18 protein-coding genes and 2 pseudogenes are annotated in these 18790 nt (G+C 36.2%); 15 read left to right on the top strand and 5 right to left on the bottom strand.

Annotated elements, in window-relative coordinates; genetic code table 11:
- Positions 1-124 precede the first annotated feature (124 nt).
- From LPB89_RS13270 to LPB89_RS13255, 4 genes are all read left to right on the top strand, one after another.
- Positions 125-1075: a D-2-hydroxyacid dehydrogenase gene (locus LPB89_RS13270; protein ID WP_230702256.1), complete on the top strand. Its 951-nt coding sequence runs from the start codon at positions 125-127 to the stop codon at positions 1073-1075.
- 104 nt (positions 1076-1179) lie between these two features.
- The gene (locus tag LPB89_RS13265; protein ID WP_230702255.1) at positions 1180-1740 is read left to right on the top strand and encodes a DUF937 domain-containing protein; all 561 of its coding nucleotides are present in this window, start codon (positions 1180-1182) and stop codon (positions 1738-1740) included.
- Positions 1741-2050: 310 nt separating this feature from the next.
- Positions 2051-2482: a DUF6146 family protein gene (locus LPB89_RS13260; protein WP_230702254.1), complete on the top strand. Its 432-nt coding sequence runs from the start codon at positions 2051-2053 to the stop codon at positions 2480-2482.
- A gap of 32 nt (positions 2483-2514) precedes the next feature.
- Entirely contained in the window at positions 2515-2817 is a 303-nt protein-coding gene (locus tag LPB89_RS13255) for a DUF6787 family protein (protein ID WP_230702253.1), read from the top strand.
- A gap of 7 nt (positions 2818-2824) precedes the next feature.
- Here the strand turns inward: LPB89_RS13255 and LPB89_RS13250 are convergent, their stop codons facing one another.
- Positions 2825-3112 carry a hypothetical protein gene (locus tag LPB89_RS13250; RefSeq protein ID WP_230702252.1) on the bottom strand — a complete coding sequence of 96 codons (288 nt, stop codon included), beginning with the start codon at positions 3110-3112 and terminating at the stop codon, positions 2825-2827.
- Between the two features lie 168 nt (positions 3113-3280).
- Here LPB89_RS13250 and LPB89_RS22005 point away from each other — a divergent pair.
- The 5 genes and pseudogenes from LPB89_RS22005 to LPB89_RS13230 form a co-directional block, all read left to right on the top strand.
- Positions 3281-3496, top strand: a pseudogene (locus tag LPB89_RS22005) (ATP-binding cassette domain-containing protein); the annotation flags it as partial.
- A gap of 213 nt (positions 3497-3709) precedes the next feature.
- A pseudogene (locus tag LPB89_RS22000) lies at positions 3710-4159 on the top strand (ABC transporter ATP-binding protein); the annotation flags it as partial.
- A 1-nt stretch (position 4160) separates the two neighbouring features.
- On the top strand, positions 4161-5861 hold the full coding sequence (locus LPB89_RS13240; protein ID WP_230702250.1) for a hypothetical protein: 1701 nt from the start codon (positions 4161-4163) through the stop codon (positions 5859-5861).
- Positions 5848-6612, top strand: a complete 765-nt coding sequence (locus LPB89_RS13235; protein WP_230702249.1) for a TIGR02757 family protein — start codon at positions 5848-5850, stop codon at positions 6610-6612. The genes LPB89_RS13240 and LPB89_RS13235 overlap by 14 nt, the downstream gene beginning before the upstream one ends.
- A gap of 177 nt (positions 6613-6789) precedes the next feature.
- Positions 6790-8142, top strand: coding sequence for a DEAD/DEAH box helicase (locus LPB89_RS13230; RefSeq protein WP_127337105.1), 1353 nt, complete (start codon positions 6790-6792; stop codon positions 8140-8142).
- A gap of 132 nt (positions 8143-8274) precedes the next feature.
- Here the strand turns inward: LPB89_RS13230 and LPB89_RS13225 are convergent, their stop codons facing one another.
- Positions 8275-9387 carry a lactonase family protein gene (locus tag LPB89_RS13225; protein WP_230702248.1) on the bottom strand — a complete coding sequence of 371 codons (1113 nt, stop codon included), beginning with the start codon at positions 9385-9387 and terminating at the stop codon, positions 8275-8277.
- A gap of 422 nt (positions 9388-9809) precedes the next feature.
- Between LPB89_RS13225 and LPB89_RS13220 the strand changes: the two genes are divergently transcribed.
- From LPB89_RS13220 to LPB89_RS13205, 4 genes are all read left to right on the top strand, one after another.
- Positions 9810-11738, top strand: coding sequence for a BatA and WFA domain-containing protein (locus LPB89_RS13220; protein WP_230702247.1), 1929 nt, complete (start codon positions 9810-9812; stop codon positions 11736-11738).
- Between the two features lie 150 nt (positions 11739-11888).
- Entirely contained in the window at positions 11889-13145 is a 1257-nt protein-coding gene (locus LPB89_RS13215) for a dihydroorotase family protein (RefSeq protein ID WP_230702246.1), read from the top strand.
- A 4-nt stretch (positions 13146-13149) separates the two neighbouring features.
- On the top strand, positions 13150-13476 hold the full coding sequence (locus LPB89_RS13210) for a hypothetical protein (RefSeq protein ID WP_230702245.1): 327 nt from the start codon (positions 13150-13152) through the stop codon (positions 13474-13476).
- Between the two features lie 94 nt (positions 13477-13570).
- On the top strand, positions 13571-14215 hold the full coding sequence (locus LPB89_RS13205; protein ID WP_230702244.1) for an alpha/beta hydrolase: 645 nt from the start codon (positions 13571-13573) through the stop codon (positions 14213-14215).
- A gap of 115 nt (positions 14216-14330) precedes the next feature.
- Here LPB89_RS13205 and LPB89_RS13200 read toward each other — a convergent pair whose 3' ends face one another.
- Entirely contained in the window at positions 14331-14834 is a 504-nt protein-coding gene (locus LPB89_RS13200) for a hypothetical protein (RefSeq protein WP_230702243.1), read from the bottom strand.
- Positions 14835-14846: 12 nt separating this feature from the next.
- Entirely contained in the window at positions 14847-15611 is a 765-nt protein-coding gene (locus tag LPB89_RS13195; RefSeq protein WP_127337097.1) for an MBL fold metallo-hydrolase, read from the bottom strand.
- Positions 15612-15701: 90 nt separating this feature from the next.
- On the opposite strand from LPB89_RS13195, the gene LPB89_RS13190 reads away from it, so the two are divergent.
- Positions 15702-17162, top strand: a complete 1461-nt coding sequence (locus LPB89_RS13190) for a TonB-dependent receptor (protein WP_230702242.1) — start codon at positions 15702-15704, stop codon at positions 17160-17162.
- 336 nt (positions 17163-17498) lie between these two features.
- Here LPB89_RS13190 and bcp read toward each other — a convergent pair whose 3' ends face one another.
- Positions 17499-17951 (bottom strand): thioredoxin-dependent thiol peroxidase, encoded by a 453-nt coding sequence (gene bcp / locus LPB89_RS13185; protein WP_230702241.1) that lies wholly within the window; start codon positions 17949-17951, stop codon positions 17499-17501.
- A 165-nt stretch (positions 17952-18116) separates the two neighbouring features.
- On the opposite strand from bcp, the gene nth reads away from it, so the two are divergent.
- A complete protein-coding gene (gene nth / locus LPB89_RS13180) occupies positions 18117-18770 on the top strand; it encodes an endonuclease III (protein WP_230702240.1) in 654 nt (217 codons plus the stop codon).
- Positions 18771-18790: the final 20 nt, after the last annotated feature.

The raw sequence follows: 18790 nt of genomic DNA, 5'->3' as shown, positions 1-18790 counted from the left end.
TGAAAACTGAGACTGAAACTGAGACTGAGACTAACCTCCTGATCAAAAAGAAAAAATTATAACATAGGTTAATTTCTTGTATCTAACGATTAAACAATTAACCAAATAAACACATAAACATATAATGAAAGTATTAGCCAATGACGGAATTTCAAAAAGTGGAATTCTAGCTTTAGAAAAAGGTGGATTTGAAGTTATAACTACAAAAGTGGCACAGGAACAAGTGGCTAATTTTGTAAACGAAAACAACGTAAGCGTAGTTTTAGTGCGTAGTGCGACTAAAGTTCGTAAAGATATTATTGATGCCTGCCCGGGGCTTAAAATCATTGGCCGTGGTGGTGTTGGTATGGATAATATTGATGTTGATTATGCCAAAAGCAAAGGAATTCACGTAATCAACACACCGGCTTCTTCATCAGAATCTGTTGCTGAATTAGTATTTGGACACTTGTTTTCAGGTGTTCGATTTTTACATGATTCGAACAGAAATATGCCTCTTGAAGGAGATTCTAACTTTGACGGCCTGAAAAAAGCCTATGCAAACGGTATTGAATTAAGAGGAAAAACACTTGGAATTGTTGGTATTGGACGTATTGGTCAGGCTACTGCAAAAATGGCACTGGGCTTAGGTATGAAAGTAATCGCTGCGGATAGTTTTATTCCGACAGTAGATATAAAAGTGGAATTTTTTGACGGTCAGTCTATTACGACAACAATCGTTTCGCAATCATTAGAATCTTTATTTAAAGAAGCTGATTTTATTACGTTACACGTTCCTGCTCAGAATGGTTATATCATTGGAGAGAAAGAATTTGAAATCATGAAAGACGGTGTCGGAATCGTAAATTGTGCCCGTGGTGGTGTAATTGATGAAGTAGCATTGGTAAAAGCGCTGGATTCAGGAAAAGTGGCATTTGCAGGACTGGACGTTTTTGAAAGCGAGCCAAAACCGGAAATGACAATCTTAATGCACCCTAAAATTTCATTGACGCCGCACATCGGGGCTGCAACAGGAGAAGCACAAGACAGAATTGGTACGGAGTTAGCTTCACAAATCATTACTTTATTAAGCTAATTAACTGTAATTAAATATTTTAAAAGGGATTTATTAACGCTGTTTAATAAATCCCTTTTCTTTTTTTATTAATTTTGAAGTTACCAATCTAAAAAATCCAAGTCATGTTTGAACAATTAACACAATTAGTGCAACAATACGGAGGCGATGCAGTTGTCAATAACAGTGCGGTCCCAAACGAACATAATGAAGCTGTAGTAGCCGAAGCAGGCAACTCCATTTTTGCGGGACTACAGAAAATTGCTTCAGAAGGCGGTTCAGAACAATTGGCCGCTTTATTTAACGGAAGTACTCCAATAGACAACTCCAATCCTGTTGTACAGCAGATAACGCAACAACTAACCGGTAGTCTTGGTGAAAAATTCGGATTAAGCAATGCAGATTCTTCAGGAGTTGCTGCCAGTATTATTCCGCAGGTATTAAATTCACTGGTCAATAAAGCAAAAGATCCAAACGACAGCAGTTTTCAAATTTCAGATATCATTTCAGCTATTTCCGGAAACAGCGGGCAGGCATCCGGAATTATGGACACAATCTCTAAATACGGAATGCAGTTTGGCTTAGACCAAAATGCCGACGGAAAAGTGGACGTAGCCGATGTCATTGTAATCACTAAAACCAAAGGCGGTATTTCCGGTTTTATCGGTAAGCTGTTTGGAAGATAGGTTTTTTTTAAAAGGTGCAAAGGTACTGAGGTTCAGAGGTGCTAAGGTTTTCTCTGCGATTTTCAAAACATATAAAGCTGTTTGTCTAAGACAAACAGCTTTATTATTTTTAACACTCAGTCTTTGTACTTCTTAACCTTTGCACCTCTGAACCTTTGCACCTCTGAACCTTTGTGCCTCTGAACCTTTGTGCCTTTGTAGCTTTGCACCTCTGAACCTTAGTACCTTTGCACCTCCAAATCTTAGTACCTCAGAAACTTAGTATCTCAGTACCTTTTTTTTCCGTAACTTTATATTCAAATTAAAAGTCATGAAAAACTTTGTTTACATCCTTGTAATTTTAGGGACCATCATAGCCTGCTCCACTGCCAAAACCACTGTAAGTGAGCCGGTAAATAATGGCATAGCTCTAAACGATACGGTACGCATTGCCAATGACTCTTTAGAATACGAAGTGATTATCATTGATAACGGTTTTAGTACCTGGCTCGCTTCAAGGGCTTATCCGAGAAATTATTACTCGCAAAGCTATCTGGAGTCGAAAAATATTTTATATATAAACGAATGGAACAATCGTGTTTTACAGCCGCAACGTTACAGCCCGAGTTTATATGAAATGAATATCAATTATAACCCGGCAATCAACTATGGATACGAGGTAAATTACCTCATTTATAATTATATGATTTATTTTCAAAATACTTACAAACAAAAACTTTGGGGTTATGTTCCTTCCAGATAATGTTGTTATATTTGTAATCATTATAAATAAAAATGAATAAATTAAAACAACGTTGGGGAATCACCTCAAACTTCCAACTCATTATTATATTTATTGTTTTTGCCATCACCGGATCGGCATCTGCCTATTTATCCAAGCCGTTTTGTGTCTGGCTGGGAATCACCAAAGAAGATTTTGGCGGGTGGTTTACCCTAATCAGGCTGATTATCATCTTCCCTATTTATCAGGTTTTGTTGGTAGCAATAGGAACCATTTTCGGCCAGTTCCGTTTCTTTTGGAACTTTGAAAAGAAAATGCTCAAAAGTATGGGGCTCGGTTTTTTATTTAAAGATTAAATTATTTTTATCTCTTTCTCTGGATGTAGTACGTATAAAGCCACGTCAGTGTAAACGACGGAATTACATCGGTAAAGGGTAGAATTTCTTCTACAAAAGTCAAAATTCCTGCTACTCTTCCCACTCTTCCTTTGTACATATAAGTCATCAAAAAACCGGCAAGAGGTGCCCAGACCACATCGGCAAATTCCCCGACAAGAGGGATTGTAAAAGTCAACATTCCCATTGCATCAAAAAGCAAACCCAACAGCAGCTTTTTCGTTTTTTCGTCTTTTGCGATTACTTCTTCTTTCATATTCCTAAATTTAGTGCAATTTTCTTTAAAAACCAACTTGTTACAGATCAGACATTTTACATTTACAAATTGTCCGTAACCTACAATCAAATATTGTTCCTAAAATTCTGTTAGAACAGCTTACGATTTCAGCAGAATCTTTGTTTCTTTGTAAAAACAGTTTCAATAATGATACACGCAAAAAATATACATAAATTCTACGATCAGCTTGAGGTTTTAAAAGGAGTTGATTTGCATATTAAAAAAGGAGAAATTGTTTCAATTGTTGGCGCATCCGGAGCCGGAAAGACAACATTACTGCAAATTTTAGGCACACTTGACAAACCGGAAGTAAATACAGCATCATCCTTATCTATAAACGGCCAGAACATTTTAGAACTTCAGGGTGTAGAAACAGACAATGCCAAAGAGGAGAAAACTTTTAAAATTATTACCTGGATAACAAGCATTTACACTTTCTTATTGATAATCTTTTTATTGTTTTTCAGAAATAAAATAGAAAATGATCTTTTCGGACAAGTTACAATTGCCGTTTTATTTTTGCCTTTGCTTTTAGCAGCTGTTTTTTACAGAAATTATTTTAAGAAGAAAAGTAAACAAGACAAAATCTTATCGGGTTTCAGAAACTTAAATTTGGGGTTTATTTTTCAGTTTCACCAATTATTGCCTGAATTCACAGCGTTGGAAAATGTTTGTATCCCTGCTTTTATGGCGAATAAATCAAAATCAGAAACCGAAAAAGAAGCCAAAAGGATTTTAGAATATTTAGGACTATCACATCGTATCCATCACAAGCCCAACGAACTTTCGGGTGGGGAGCAGCAGCGTGTTGCTGTTGCAAGAGCCCTGATCAATAAACCTGATGTTATCTTTGCCGATGAACCTTCAGGAAACCTGGATACCCATTCTGCTGAAAACCTGCACCAGTTATTTTTTCAGCTTCGCGACGAATTCGGTCAGACTTTTGTGATTGTCACTCACAACGAAGAGTTAGCCAATATGGCCGACCGAAAACTTATCATGTCAGACGGACAAATATTATCTTAAAATGATTTTAATTCTTTTAAGCTGGATTTATATGGTTTTCACAACCATAAATATTGGTTTTTATACCGGTAAAACAGCCGAAATAAAGAATTCAGATTTTGTTATCTACTCCATTCTTGGCCTTTTTACCACTACGCTGCTTGCCGGTTTCTGGGCAATTTTCGGGAGAATTAATATTGAATTTCATGTCTTTCTTTTAGTTCTCAATATTGGAATTTATGTTAGGTTTAAAAATGAAATTCACCTCATTTACAAATCACTTTTTCAGGAATTACAGGCTCTGACACTTTCCTTAAAAGCAATATTTTTTAGTACTACACTTTTAATTTTGGCCCAATGTGCCTCAATTCCCTATATAATCGATAATGAATCCTATTATATCCAAACCATAAAATGGATAAACGAATATGGTTTTGTAAAAGGACTTGCCAATCTGCATATTTTCTTAGCACAAACCAGCGGCTGGCATATTGCTCAAAGTGTATTCAGCTTTTCTTTTTTGTATCCCAATTTTAATGACCTAAGCGGATTTTTTCTTTTATTGGGCAATATTTATGCTTTTCGTCATCTTAATGCATATTTCAAAAACAAAGAAAGTAATCATCTCATTATTGGGCTGTTGCCTTTGGCGAATATCTTTTTCTTTTCTTTTATCAGCACACCGTCTCCCGATTTACCCATTTATATTTTATCGCTGATTCTCTTTTTTAAGTTCATTGAAAACTATAAAAATCCGGATACTGAAACATTTAATCTCATTGCCTTACTCGTTTTCTTTGCTGTATTTATAAAGACAACTTCTATTGTTCTGGTCTTAATTCCGATGGTTTTATTCGTCAAAGATTATAAAGTTCTGCTTCCCAAATTGGCAAAACCAGTGCTCATAGGCCTTGTGGTTTTAGTTCTTTTTCTCATAAAAAATACTATCATTAGTGGTTATCCTTTATTTCCTGCGCTAACCAGTCCATTTTCTTTCGATTTTCAGATTCCGTCTGCCATGGCTCATTTTTATTATGATGAAACCAAAACAGCGGCTTTTTCATTAACGGAAACTCAATTTGACAGTTTGGGAATCTTTGAAATTTTTAAAATATGGATTTTCAGACCGGGATTACATGGCCTGTTCAATACATTAGTTTTAGTCCTTCTTGTAATTACTCCGGTTTTTATCTTTAAGTTTTTCAATAAAAAACCTTTTTGGATCCTTTACGCAATATTGTTTTTTCAAATGATCGTATTGTTTGTATCGTCTCCTCAGTATCGTTTTTTTATGAATGCTATATTATTATTTACTTTTCTAATTGCAGCCACACTACTCCGTTCACAACGAAAAATTGTTATTTCTCTCTACTTCGCCACCGGTATTTTAATAACAATCCTGATGATCCCTTTTAATTTAAGTGTACTTACCACCAATGTTCATTTAAAAAACAACAGTACCTTTTCTGTAAACGAAATAATTTTTCCGCATCAAAACAGCAAATTCGACTTCGATTATCAAAGTATAAAAAATGGCAACCTGCAATACCAATCTCCATTAAACAATACGTTTTTCTGGGGAACGGGCAACGGAAAATTACCTTGTGTCAATAAAGACCAGCTAAAGTATTTTGAGGTTTACTATAAAATAATACCTCAAATGCGGACCACTAATTTAAAAGACGGCTTTTACGCCAAAAACATATCAAATGAATCAAACTGAACTTAAGGATTTTTTAGACGAAAAAGTCATTCAATACAACAATCAGGATTTTATTGAAAGTGATCCTGTACAGATTCCGCATTTGTTTACTCAAAAAGAAGACATCGAAATTGCCGGTTTTCTGAGCGCGACCATTGCCTGGGGGAATCGTAAAATGATTATTAAAAACTCGCATAGCATGATGGAATTAATGGGCAATGCACCATACGATTTTATCATGTCCCATTCTGATGAAGATTTGGCAAGACTTGAAAATTTCGTTCACAGAACTTTTAACGGAAATGATTTCGCAGGTTTTGTAAAAGGGTTGCAGCATATTTATAAAAACCACAATGGCCTTGAAGCTGTTTTTGCCAAAAACCAGGAAAATGACAGCCTGCAGAAAAGCATTCATGAATTTAAAAAGATCTTTTTTGAAACAGATCACCTTCCGAGAACTCAAAAACACATTTCGGATCCCCTAAACAATTCAGCTGCCAAAAGAATTAACATGTACCTGCGCTGGATGGTACGCCAGGACACAAAAGGAGTTGACCTGGGAATCTGGAAAACTATTTCACCAGCGGCCCTATCCTGCCCTTTAGATGTTCATTCCGGTAATGTTGCCCGAAAGCTGGGCATTTTGACCCGAAAACAAAATGATGGAAAAGCTTTGGCTGAATTAGACCAAAAGCTAAGGGAAATGGACGCCCAAGACCCTGTAAAATACGATTTTGCCCTTTTTGGACTTGGTGTTTTCGAAGGATTCTGACATTTAAACCTTTCATCCGTCAGGCTAATTTCAGCGAATGTCAGGCTGAGCGAAGTCGAAGCCCGGTTCCAATTGGCATGCTCTTCAACTTCGCTCAGAGCGGCAAAATGGTATATAAATAGAAAATCAACAAAAAAACCATCATTTTAACGTACATTTGCACAAAATTTAATGTAAATGAGCACTTTCGAAAAATTCAATCTTCCAAAATCACTACAAAAAGCAATCGACGAATTGGGTTTTGTTACACCAACTCCAATTCAGGAAAAATCCTTTGCTGTGATTATGTCAGGTCGCGATATGATGGGAATTGCACAGACCGGTACCGGTAAAACATTTGCCTATTTACTGCCTCTTTTAAAATTATATAAATTTACCCCAACCAATACGCCAAAAATAGTTGTACTGGTTCCTACCCGTGAATTAGTTGTTCAGGTAGTAGAAGAAATAGAGAAATTAACCAAATACATGTCGGTTAAGACACTTGGTATCTTTGGTGGTGTCAATATCAATACACAGAAAAAAGCCGTTTACGAAGGAGTTGATATTTTAGTCGGAACTCCCGGGCGTACGATGGATTTGGCTTTGGATGCCGTAATTCGTTTTGATGAAACTCAAAAATTAGTAATTGATGAGTTTGATGAAATGCTGAATTTAGGTTTCCGAACACAATTGACAGCACTTTTGGCGATGATGAAAACCAAACGTCAAAACATCTTATTCTCCGCCACAATGACGGATGAAGTCGATGCGGTCCTGAATGACTTTTTTGATTTTCCGGAAGAGGTTACACTAGCTGCTTCAGGAACTCCACTTGAAAATATTACACAGATTACTTATAATGTTCCGAACTTTAATACTAAAGTGAACTTACTGAAACATTTATTGGAAACAAACGAAAGCATGGAACGTGTTTTGGTTTTTGTGAACAATAAAAAGATTTCAGATATGCTTCATACTCGTATCGAAGAAGATTTTGAAGGTCAGTTTGGGGTAATTCACTCCAATAAATCGCAAAATTACCGTTTGAGCACGATGGCTGAATTTCAGGAAGGCAACCTTCGCGGACTGATTACGACTGATATTATGGCCAGAGGTCTGGATATTTCGAACATTTCACATGTTATCAACTTTGAACTTCCGGAATTCCCTGAATTATATATGCACCGAATTGGACGTACCGGTCGTGCAGATGCTACGGGAACTGCCATTAGCTTTATCACGCCACGTGAAGAAGAATTCAAAGTGGAAGTGGAAGTCCTAATGAACCAGGAACTTTCAATTGCTGATTTCCCGGAAGAAGTAGAGATTTCTTCTAAGCTGATTGAACCTGAAAAAGACAAGCAGCCGATTAAGTTTTTAATGAAAAAACAAAAACTTAACGGAGATGGTGCTTTCCACGAAAAAGATAAAAAGAATAAAAAAGTAAACCTTGGAGGTCCTTCCAAAACCAAAAAGAAAACACATGGTTCTGTTAACAGAAATATGCTGAAAACGAGGGATAAGAAGAGAAAAGATAAGAATAAATAGTTTTTTTTTAAGGTTCAAAGGCTCAAAGGTGCAGAGGTTCAAAGTTTTTTTTAACTTATCCTTCTTCACTTTTGAGCCTTTATTTTTTAGCCTTTGAACCTTTGTCTCTCTGTACCTTTGAGCCTTAACAACTTATATTTTCGTAAAAACCAATCCAACCGGCGAACACAGTTCTATTTTTTTACCTGTATCTGTCAGTTTTCCTGTGGTTTTATCTCTTTTAAAGATTATGATATTGTTGGTGTACTGATGGCCTACCAAAAGGTAATTTCCGGTTGGATCAATAGCAAAGTCCCTTGGTCCTTTTCCTAAGGTGCTTATTTGTTCAACTAGCTCTATTTTTCCGTCTTTTAGGATTTTATAAACCGAAATATTGTTGGCGTCTACACGATCAGTTACATATAAAAATTTTCCGTCAGGCGAAATTTTGATAGCAGCGGCACCTGTACCTCCTTTAAAATCCTTGGCGAGGATACTCGTTGCTCCGATTACTTTTAAGTTTCCTGTTTTATCATAACTAAAACTTGTTAGTGTCCCGTCTAATTCCTGAACCAGATATACAAATTTTCCGTCTTTACTAAAAGTCAAATGTCTCGGGCCGCTTCCTGCTTTTACGTCAACTGTTCCTTTTAGTGTTAGGATTTCATGTTTAGCCGTTGGATTGTATTTGTAAATAAAAATCTTATCCTCACCTAGATCATTCGATAAAACAAACTTTTTATCCGGTGAAAAAACAACCATATGAACGTGTGCTTTCTCCTGACGCGCGGCATTTGGACCTTTTCCTTCATGCTGAATTAATTGTTGTGCCTCCGTTATGCTTCCATCGGCATTTTTCTTAAATACAGCAATACTTCCTCCTGAATAATTCGCTACAATTACATTCTGAGCATCGTTAATCAAATGACACGGATCAGCTCCCATAGCATCATTTTTATTTAAAAAGGTAAGTTTTCCAGATTTGGCATTATACCCAAAAGCACTTGCAGTACTTTGAGTTCCGTTTTCATTCACCGCATAAATAAATTTATTATCTGCAGAAACAGACAAATAACTTGGACTTAATACGTTTTCTGAGCTGTTTTTCAATTTAAATTCACCCGTAGCTGCATTAAATTCGTACACATAAATTCCTTTACTTTCACAAGTGTTGGTATAGGTTCCTACCAGTAAATTGAATTTATTCTGAGCCTGTAAAGCAGTAAAGACTAAAGTTGAAAAAAGAAGCATATATAATCTTTTCATATTTTTGATTTGTTTTTTGAATTAGCTAAAATACTCAATATTCTCTTTTGGAAGTTCTTTTTTTGTTACAAATGAATTTTCAAAAGTTACATTTTTCAAATACCTTCCTTTTAACCGTATAAGTAATTTAAGAGATAATAAGCGGATGATGTTTGTTCGTGAAAAAATTATATGAACTTACATGACTTATATGGTTTAAGCTACATCGGTATAAATTTATATTTTTCAAGCCGTAACTGCATTTTAAACCCTTTAAGTATTTAAGCGATTATAGTTTAATGTTATTTGTTGGTGAAAAAATTATATGAACTTACATGACTTATATGGTTTAAGAAACATTCCGTATTTCGTTTAACTAAAAATTTGTATTTTTGACCAGTATCTTCACGAAATCAAACGTAGTGAAGTAAATCTAAGCCAGAATGCATTTTAAACACCCCGAAATTCTATACTTTCTGTTTTTATTGATTGTTCCAGTTTTGGTGCATTTGTTTCAATTACGACGTTTTAAAACCTCTTATTTTACTAACGTTCGCTTCCTGAAAGAACTTTCCATTCAGACCCGTAAAAGCTCTAAAATCAAGAAAAGGTTATTACTGGCTACGCGTCTCCTATTATTGGCTTTTGCCATTTTTGCCTTTGCCCAGCCTTTTTTTGAAGCCAAAGACAGTAAAAATGTCTCGAACGAAATGTATATTGTCCTTGACAATTCCTTTAGTATGCAGGCAAAAGGAAAAAAGGGTGAATTATTAAAACGTGCCGTTCAGGAATTACTCGAAAACACCCCGGAAACAGTAGAATTTTCGTTGCTTACCAATACTGAAAACTATTGGAATACCGATATTAAATCATCCAAAAGTGCTCTGCAAAATCTCAAATACAGCGCAACTCCGTTTGAACTTTCGGCAATAATTGCCAAAATAAAAGCGCATAAATCGGCCCATAAAAAAGATATTGTTGTTATTACCGATGCGGTTGGCCTGACTGAAAAAGATATAAAAAATATTGATCCCGAAGAGCAGCCTTATTTTATAATTCCGGAGGCGGAACAAAAAAACAACATATCGATTGACAGTGTTTTCATCAATCAGACTTTGGAAAATTTTTATGAAATCAGTGTAAATTTATCGGCTTACGGCGAGGATTTTAAACCAGTTTCGATGGCCCTTTACAATCAGAACAAACTGATTGCAAAGACCATCATCAATTTTGACAACAAGAAAAAGAAAATCAATTTTACAATCCCCAAGGAAGCTTTTCACGGTTACGTAACCATTGAAGACAATGGTTTGAGTTATGACAACAAGCTTTATTTTAGTATTTCAAAAACAAAGAAAACAAATGTAATCAGCATTGGAGATCCGGAAAAAAGTAAGTTCTTATCGAGAATTTATACGCAGGCCGAGTTCAGCTATAACAACTATTCGCTCAGCAATCTGGATTACAACAGTTTAGAAAAACAAAATACTATTGTTCTAAATGAACTGGAGGAAGTGCCTCAGGCTTTACAGACAACCCTGAAAGCATTTGTATCAAAAGGCGGGAATTTAGTCATCATACCTTCCGAAAAAAGTTCGCTTAGCAATCTGAATACTTTTCTGGGCAATTTTGGAAAAATTCAGTTTAAAAGCCTTCAGAATACCAGTAAGCTGATTACTAAAATTAACTTTGACCATCCTTTGTTCTCAGGTGTTTTTGAAAATAAAATTACGAATTTTCAATACCCGAAAACTGCGCAATCCTTTGAAATTTCAAATCCTTATCCGGCAGTTTTATCTTATGAAGACCAAAGTGTATTCCTGACCATGGTTCAGAATCCGGTTTCGTCAGTTTCTGTTTTTTCGGCACCTCTTAATAGTGTGAATTCAAACTTTCAGCAGTCGCCTTTAATTGTTCCTCTCTTTTACAAAATGGGACAAAACAATCAAAAAACCGGAGTTAATGCACTGACAATTGGAAACAATCAGCCTTATTTCGTTGATGTTTTACTGACAAAAGATGCCATTTTAGAAATAAAAGGAAATGACGATTCCTTTATTCCGATCCAGCAGATATTGAATAATAAGGTAAAATTAGTATTTAATGATTTCCCTGAAACAGCCGGAAATTATAGTGCTTTTGATAAAAAAAACTGGGTAGAAAATCTGAGTTTCAATTACAAACGAAGCGAAAGTGACTTAAGCCATGCCAATACAAATGTGATTTCGGATTTTAAAACGGCCGATACCCTTTCGACTATTTTTAACACGCTACAAACTGAGCGGACTGACAGCCAGATTTGGAAATGGTTTGTTATCTTTGCCCTGTTATTTTTAGCATTGGAAATGGCAATTATCAAGTTTGTAAAGTAAAGTTTGCACACGATTGTCATTTCGACGAAGGAGAAATCACACAGGCTGAGAACGCACTGCAAGGAATATTTGATGCGATTTCTCCTTCGTCGAAATGACAAAACAGGGAGCTATAAATACAATTTTTAGAATAAAATAAATTCTCTACATATGAAAATAATCATCAGAAGCGCCAAAATTATCGACTCCACAAGTTCTTTTCACAACAAGACCGTTGATCTTTTAATTGCAGATGGTATTATAGAAAAAATAGGACCTTCAATTCTTGATATTGAGGATACCATCGAAGTGAAATTCGATAATTTGCATCTTTCCCAAGGCTGGTTTGACAGCAGTGTTTCATTTGGAGAACCAGGTTATGAAGACAGGGAAACGATTGCAAACGGATTGAATGTTGCTGCGAAAAGCGGTTTTACGGGCATTGCACTGCAACCCAACTCCTTCCCGGTTATCGACAATCAGTCACAGATCAATTTTGTAAAAAGCAAAGCAAATGGTTTTGCCACGGAACTTTTCCCGATCGGAGCTTTGACCAAAGCCAGTGAAGGAAAAGATATGGCGGAATTATTTGACATGAAAAAATCAGGAGCTGTTGCTTTTGGGGATTATATTAAAAGCCTTGACAATGCCAACCTTCTTAAAATAGCTTTGCAATATGTGCAGGATTTCGATGGTTTGGTCATTTCGTATTCACAGGATGCCAACATAAAAGGAAATGGTGTTGCCAATGAAGGAATTGTTTCTACCCGCTTAGGTTTAAAGGGAATTCCTAACTTAGCCGAGGAATTAGAAATTTCCCGAAATTTGTTTTTACTGGAATATACCGGAGGAAAACTTCATATACCGACTATTTCTACAGCAAAATCTGCTGCTATGATTAAGGAGGCGAAAGCAAAAGGCCTCAACGTTACCTGCAGTGTTGCCGTCCACCATCTGGTTTTAAATGATGAAAAATTAGAAGGTTTTGACACCCGATATAAAGTTACGCCGCCTCTACGCGCTGAAGCGGACAGAATTGCCCTTGTTGATGCTGTTTTGGATGGAACAATCGATATGATTACTTCAGATCACAATCCGATTGACATTGAGTTCAAGAAAATGGAATTTGATACGGCTAAAAATGGTACCATTGGACTCGAAAGTGCTTTTGGAGCCTTACTGACCGTTTTACCTTTAGAAACGGTAATCGAAAAACTGACTTCAGGAAAAACTGTTTTTGGAATTGAAAACAATACAGTTGCCGAAGGTTCCAAAGCTAATTTTACGTTTTTCACCACCGAAGGAAAATCCACTTTTACAAAAGAAAATATTCTTTCCAAATCTAAAAATTCTGCATTTTTAGGAACAGAAATAAAAGGTGCTGTTTATGGAATTTTAAATCAAAATCAACTTGTTATCACAAAATAATCACATGAATAATTCGATCGAAGAGGGAAAATCAATTGCCATTACCAGTTACATCTTAATAATTGGCGTTTTAATTGCAATGTCCATGAACTCTGAAAATAAAAATAGTTTTGCCTCTTTTCACATTCGTCAGGCGTTGGGTTTATCGCTGGCTTTCATTTCATTTGGAGCTATTATCAGCAATTTCGACAGCTTTTTCATCACTTTCCCAATGTGGATTTGTATTTCAATTCTTTGGACGTACGGCATTTTTAGTGCTATTCAGGGACAGACAAGACCGATTCCTTTGGTTGGAAATCTTTTTCAGAAATGGTTTAGATCCATCGGATAGGAAAATTCCAACTTTTTTAAATTCCAAATTCCAATAACTCTTTTATCAAGGTTGAAAATTTACAATTCACAACTCACAATTCACAATTAAAAAAATGAATCTATCTTTAGAATATAAAATACAGGAACCAAAAGTTATCTTAGACAAAAATCCCGTTTTACTTTTATTACACGGTTATGGCAGCAACGAGGCTGATTTGTTTTCGTTTGCAACAGAACTGCCGGACAATTATTATGTGATTTCAGCAAGAGCGCCTTATGATTTGCAATATGGTGCATACGCCTGGTACGCTATTAATTTTGATGCAGATCAGAACAAATTTTCAGATAACGAACAAGCTAAAACGTCACGTGATGTAATCGCTGGATTTATCGATGAATTAGTAGCGAATTATCCTATCGATCCCGCTAATGTAACTTTAATTGGCTTCAGTCAGGGTTCTATTCTGAGTTATGCAGTAGCGCTTTCTTATCCTGAAAAAATTCAGAAAGTAGTTGCGATGAGTGGTTATTTTAATGAAGAAATCATCAGGGAAGGTTTTGAACAAAATGACTTTACAAACCTGAAAATATTTGCTTCTCACGGAACTGTCGATCAGGTCATTCCGATTGACTGGGCGAGAAAAACACCTTCAATTTTAGAAAAATTAAATATTCCGGTTACTTACAAGGAATATCCTGTTGGTCACGGGGTTGCACCTCAGAATTTCTTTGATTTTAAGAAGTGGCTGGCTTTGTAGTTCTTAGTCGCGGTTTTCAGTCGCAGTTTTTAGCCTCAGTAATCAGTCTCAGTGTTCAGTCTCAGTATTCAGTCTCAGTATTCAGACTGAAAACTGCGACTGAAAACTGTAAACTTTATTTCTGGTACAGCAAAGACTGGTTTACCTCAAAACTAATACTTTCATCATCAGCAACAAAGTATTTCAATAACACTTCTCCCCAATATTCGCCATTGCTGTAATCTGCAATAATCCATCTGTGGTTTAGTATTTTAACTTTATTGATGATGAATTTTTTACCTTCAATTTTGTCCTGTCCTGTGTACGGATTTCCGTTTGGATTGGAATTGTAATCCAGTAATTTTTCGGTTACCACCGGAATTAATTTTTCGTAGAGAATAACTTTTCCACCGGAAGCGCTGTTATCAAAATAGTTCTGCGCATTTTCGTTGTTTTCAAGGGAAAAATAATTCGCCTCTGTCAGTTTTGTCGTTACCATATTTATGCTGTCTCTTAGCTTTTTGGTTGTTTTATCATATCGTTCCTGCCCGAATTTTACTTCTCGGCTGTAAAACATATAGGTAAAAACATTCATTAATATCGCAAGGATAAAAAGATAAAGCATTAAGGATTTTTTCATTTTGTAATATAATTAAATTGTAATTTCTAAATTATCGTAAGCCAGAAAAACATTTTCAGGAAGCTGTCGCTGCACTTCTTCGTGAAAACCCAATACATGGCTGATGTGTGTTAAATAAGCCACTTCAGGTTTTACCAAATCAATAAAATCAAGGGCTTCCTGCAAGTTGAAGTGGGTATCATGAGGTTCTACACGCAAAGCGTTGACAACCAAAACTTTCAGGTTCTTCAGCTTTTTAACTTCGGTTTCGTGAATGGTTTTCACGTCTGTGAGGTAGGCAAAATCATCAATTCGATATCCGAAAACCTGCAGGTCGCCATGCATGACATTTACCGGAATTGCTGTTTTATCACCGATAGCAAAAGGCTCATCGTTTTTAACTTCGATAGTTTTTACGCTTGGAGCACCCGGATATTTATTTACGGTTTCGAAAACATATTCAAAACGCCTTCTGAGATTGTCTATAACGCGCTGATGTGCATAAACAGGAATTTCACCCTGCCTGAAATTAAAAGGGCGGATATCGTCTAAACCTGCCGTATGATCGGCATGTTCATGGGTAAATAAAATAGCATCCAGCTTGCGGCATCCGCAGGAAAGCATCTGCTGCCTGAAATCAGGCCCGCAATCTATGACATACGAATGTGTGTCCCAAGTGATCCAGATGGACACGCGGAGCCTTTTGTCCTTAGCATCAGTGCTATTACAAACAGGATGGTCGACCCCAATAATTGGGATGCCTTGGGAAGTACCAGTACCTAAAAAATAGATCTTCAATTGAACTTAATTTTTTTACAAAAATAGGATTATTTCTCTTTCATTAGAAGCCTAATTTGCTAACTTTGTAACAAATCTATTTAAAATAAAATGGGTACAGAAATAAAACTCAAAGGTGACAAGGTCATCGAACAGATTCCTTCTATAAAAGACAAAGCGTTACGCATTAATTTAAACGAGAATATTTACGGAACATTTGCTGAAATCGGCGCCGGACAAGAAACAGTCAGGCATTTTTTCAGATCCGGAGGTTCATCGGGAACAATTGCAAAAGCGATGTCTGCCTATGACAAAGATTTTAGTGATGCTGTTTACGGAATTGAAGGCGACGGAAGGTACGTAACAGAAAACAGGCTTAAAAAGATGTTAACTTTCGAAGGCGAACTTATCGAAGAACGTCTGAGCCGCGAAAAACACCCCAACAAACTTTTCTTTAGCTACGCCAACACTGTTGCCACTATAGATTTTGCAAAACAATTTAAAGGTCACGGCTGGGTTGGAATCCGATACCAGATAGAACCGGACGAGGCTTACAACGAAATTATTCTTCACATTCGTTTTAAAGAGACTGACGCAAGACTGCAACAGGAAACACTCGGGATTTTAGGTGTAAACTTAATTTACGGTGCTTTTTACAAATACAACGATCCAAAACGATTACTTCGTTACTTATACGATCACTTAGACAAAGACCAACTCGAAATTGACACCATTAACTTCTCAGGACCTCGTTTTGCAGATGTTGATAATCGTCTGATGAGTTTACAACTGGTTAAAAACGGAATGACAGATGCCGTAATGTTTAATCCTGAAGGGAAAAATGTTCTACCGGCTGCCGTTTTATACAAAAAAAATCTCCTTGCTTTCAGAGGAAGTTTTCGTCCTGTTACAAATGTAAACCTTGACATGTACGAGAAATCATTAAAAATGTTTCTTGATGAAAACAAGGTTGAAAAAGACAATACTTTGGTCGTTTTTGAAATTACCCTTTCCAATTTACGTTCGGACGGTGAAATTGACGAACGTGATTTCATGGACAGGGCAGAATTACTTTGTTCATTAGGGCAAACGGTTATGATTTCTAATTTCCAGGAATATTATAAAGTAGTGGAATATTTTGCCAATTATACTAAAGCCAGAATGGGATTAGCAATGGGGGTAAATAACTTGATTGATATTTTTGACGAGAAATATTACCGTCACCTGAGTGGTGGAATCCTGGAAGCTTTTGGAAAATTATTCTACCGCGATATGAAAGTCTTTTTGTATCCGATGTTGGGTGATAATGGAGAGATTATTACGTCTGACAATCTAAAAGTACATCCGAGAATGAAGGAATTATATAAATTCTTTAAATTCAATGGAAAAGTAGTCGATATTGTAGATTACAACCACGAAATATTAAATGTATTCTCACGTGAAGTCCTGAAAATGATCAGTCAGGGAAAATCCGGCTGGGAACCTATGCTGCCTTCCGGAGTTGCAGAAATCATAAAAGAACACCACCTTTTCGGCTATCACCCCGAGAAAGAATTAGAACAAAACACTTAGGATTTAAAAAAAATCCCAAAAAAGAAAATTTCTTTTTTGGGATTTTTTTTTGTTTCAGGTTTTTTTTTTGTTTCAGGTTTCAGGTTTTCTTTGTTTCAGGTTTATTTTGTTTTAGGTTTTCTTTGTTTCGTGTTTCATGTTTTCAAATGCGTAAGATTTTAGCGTAAGGTCTTTTTTTTTTATAGTAGCTATTTAAATACGCAAAGTTCGCAAAGCTTGGTGTTCATCCAGCTTTGCGAACTTTGCGGTTTCTTATCGTGCTTTGCGGTTAAAATTACACGCCAGGATAAAACCTGAAACATGAAACCTGAAACATGAAACTTTAAACAAAAAAAACTATTTCAAAATCTGCGCTGCGTGTTCTTTTGTTTTTACATTTTCGATCACTTCGTCTATGATTCCGTTTTCATCAATTACAAAAGTGGTTCTGTGGATTCCGTCGTATTCTTTTCCCATGAATTTCTTAGGGCCCCAAACTCCAAAAGCATTAATTACCGTTTTATCTTCGTCGGCAATTAACGGAAAAGGAAATTCGTATTTGTCTTTGAATTTCCCCTGTGCTTTCTGACTGTCGGCACTTACACCCAGAAGTTCATAGTTATTCGCTTTAAAGCGCTCGAAATTATCCCGTAAGTCACATGCCTCTGCTGTACAGCCCGGTGTGCTTGCTTTTGGATAGAAAAAAACAACTAATTTTTTCCCGGCATAATCTGCCAGTGTATGTACTTTTCCATCCTGGTCTGTTCCTGAAAACTGCGGGGCTTTATCGCCTTTTTTTAATGTTATCATTTATATTGATTTTAGATTGTTGATTTTAGATTTTAGAGTAAAGAATATAGAGTAGAGAATAAAGATTATTGTTTTTGGATTATATTTAAAACTCATAACGCATAACACATAACTTCCTGCTTTTAACTTATAATTCATTATTTTTACGGGATTAAAAATACGGAAATGAATAAAGAAGCCCGCGTACAATTTGTTATAAATACGTTAAAAGAACTCTACCCTACTATACCTGTCCCTCTTGATCACAAAGACCCTTATACCTTATTGATCGCTGTTTTATTATCGGCACAATGTACTGATGTCCGCGTGAATCAAATTACACCCATCCTTTTTGCGAAGGCTGATAATCCGTACGATATGATAAAAATGTCCGTGGAAGAAATTAAGGAAATTATTCGCCCTTGCGGACTGTCTCCGATGAAATCTAAGGGAATCTATGGTTTATCGCATATCCTTATTGACAAACACGACGGAAAAGTACCGCAGAGTTTTGAGGCACTGGAGGAATTGCCTGCCGTTGGTCATAAAACAGCAAGTGTTGTTATGTCACAGGCTTTTGGAGTTCCTGCTTTTCCGGTTGACACACACATTCACCGATTGATGTACAGATGGAATCTTTCGAATGGAAAGAATGTGGTACAAACAGAAAAAGATGCCAAAAGATTATTCCCAAGAGAATTATGGAATGATTTGCATTTACAAATTATCTGGTACGGTCGTGAATACTCCCCTGCCCGTGGCTGGAGTTTAGAAAAAGATATCATTACGAGAACGATTGGAAAGAAATCGATTATCAATGAAATGAGTAAGGTGAAGTAATTCCAAATAAAGTAATAATT

It is taken from the genome of Flavobacterium sp. ENC (genome assembly GCF_020991415.1).
Taxonomy (GTDB): Bacteria; Bacteroidota; Bacteroidia; order Flavobacteriales; family Flavobacteriaceae; genus Flavobacterium.
This window is presented reverse-complemented; position numbering and strand designations above follow the sequence as displayed.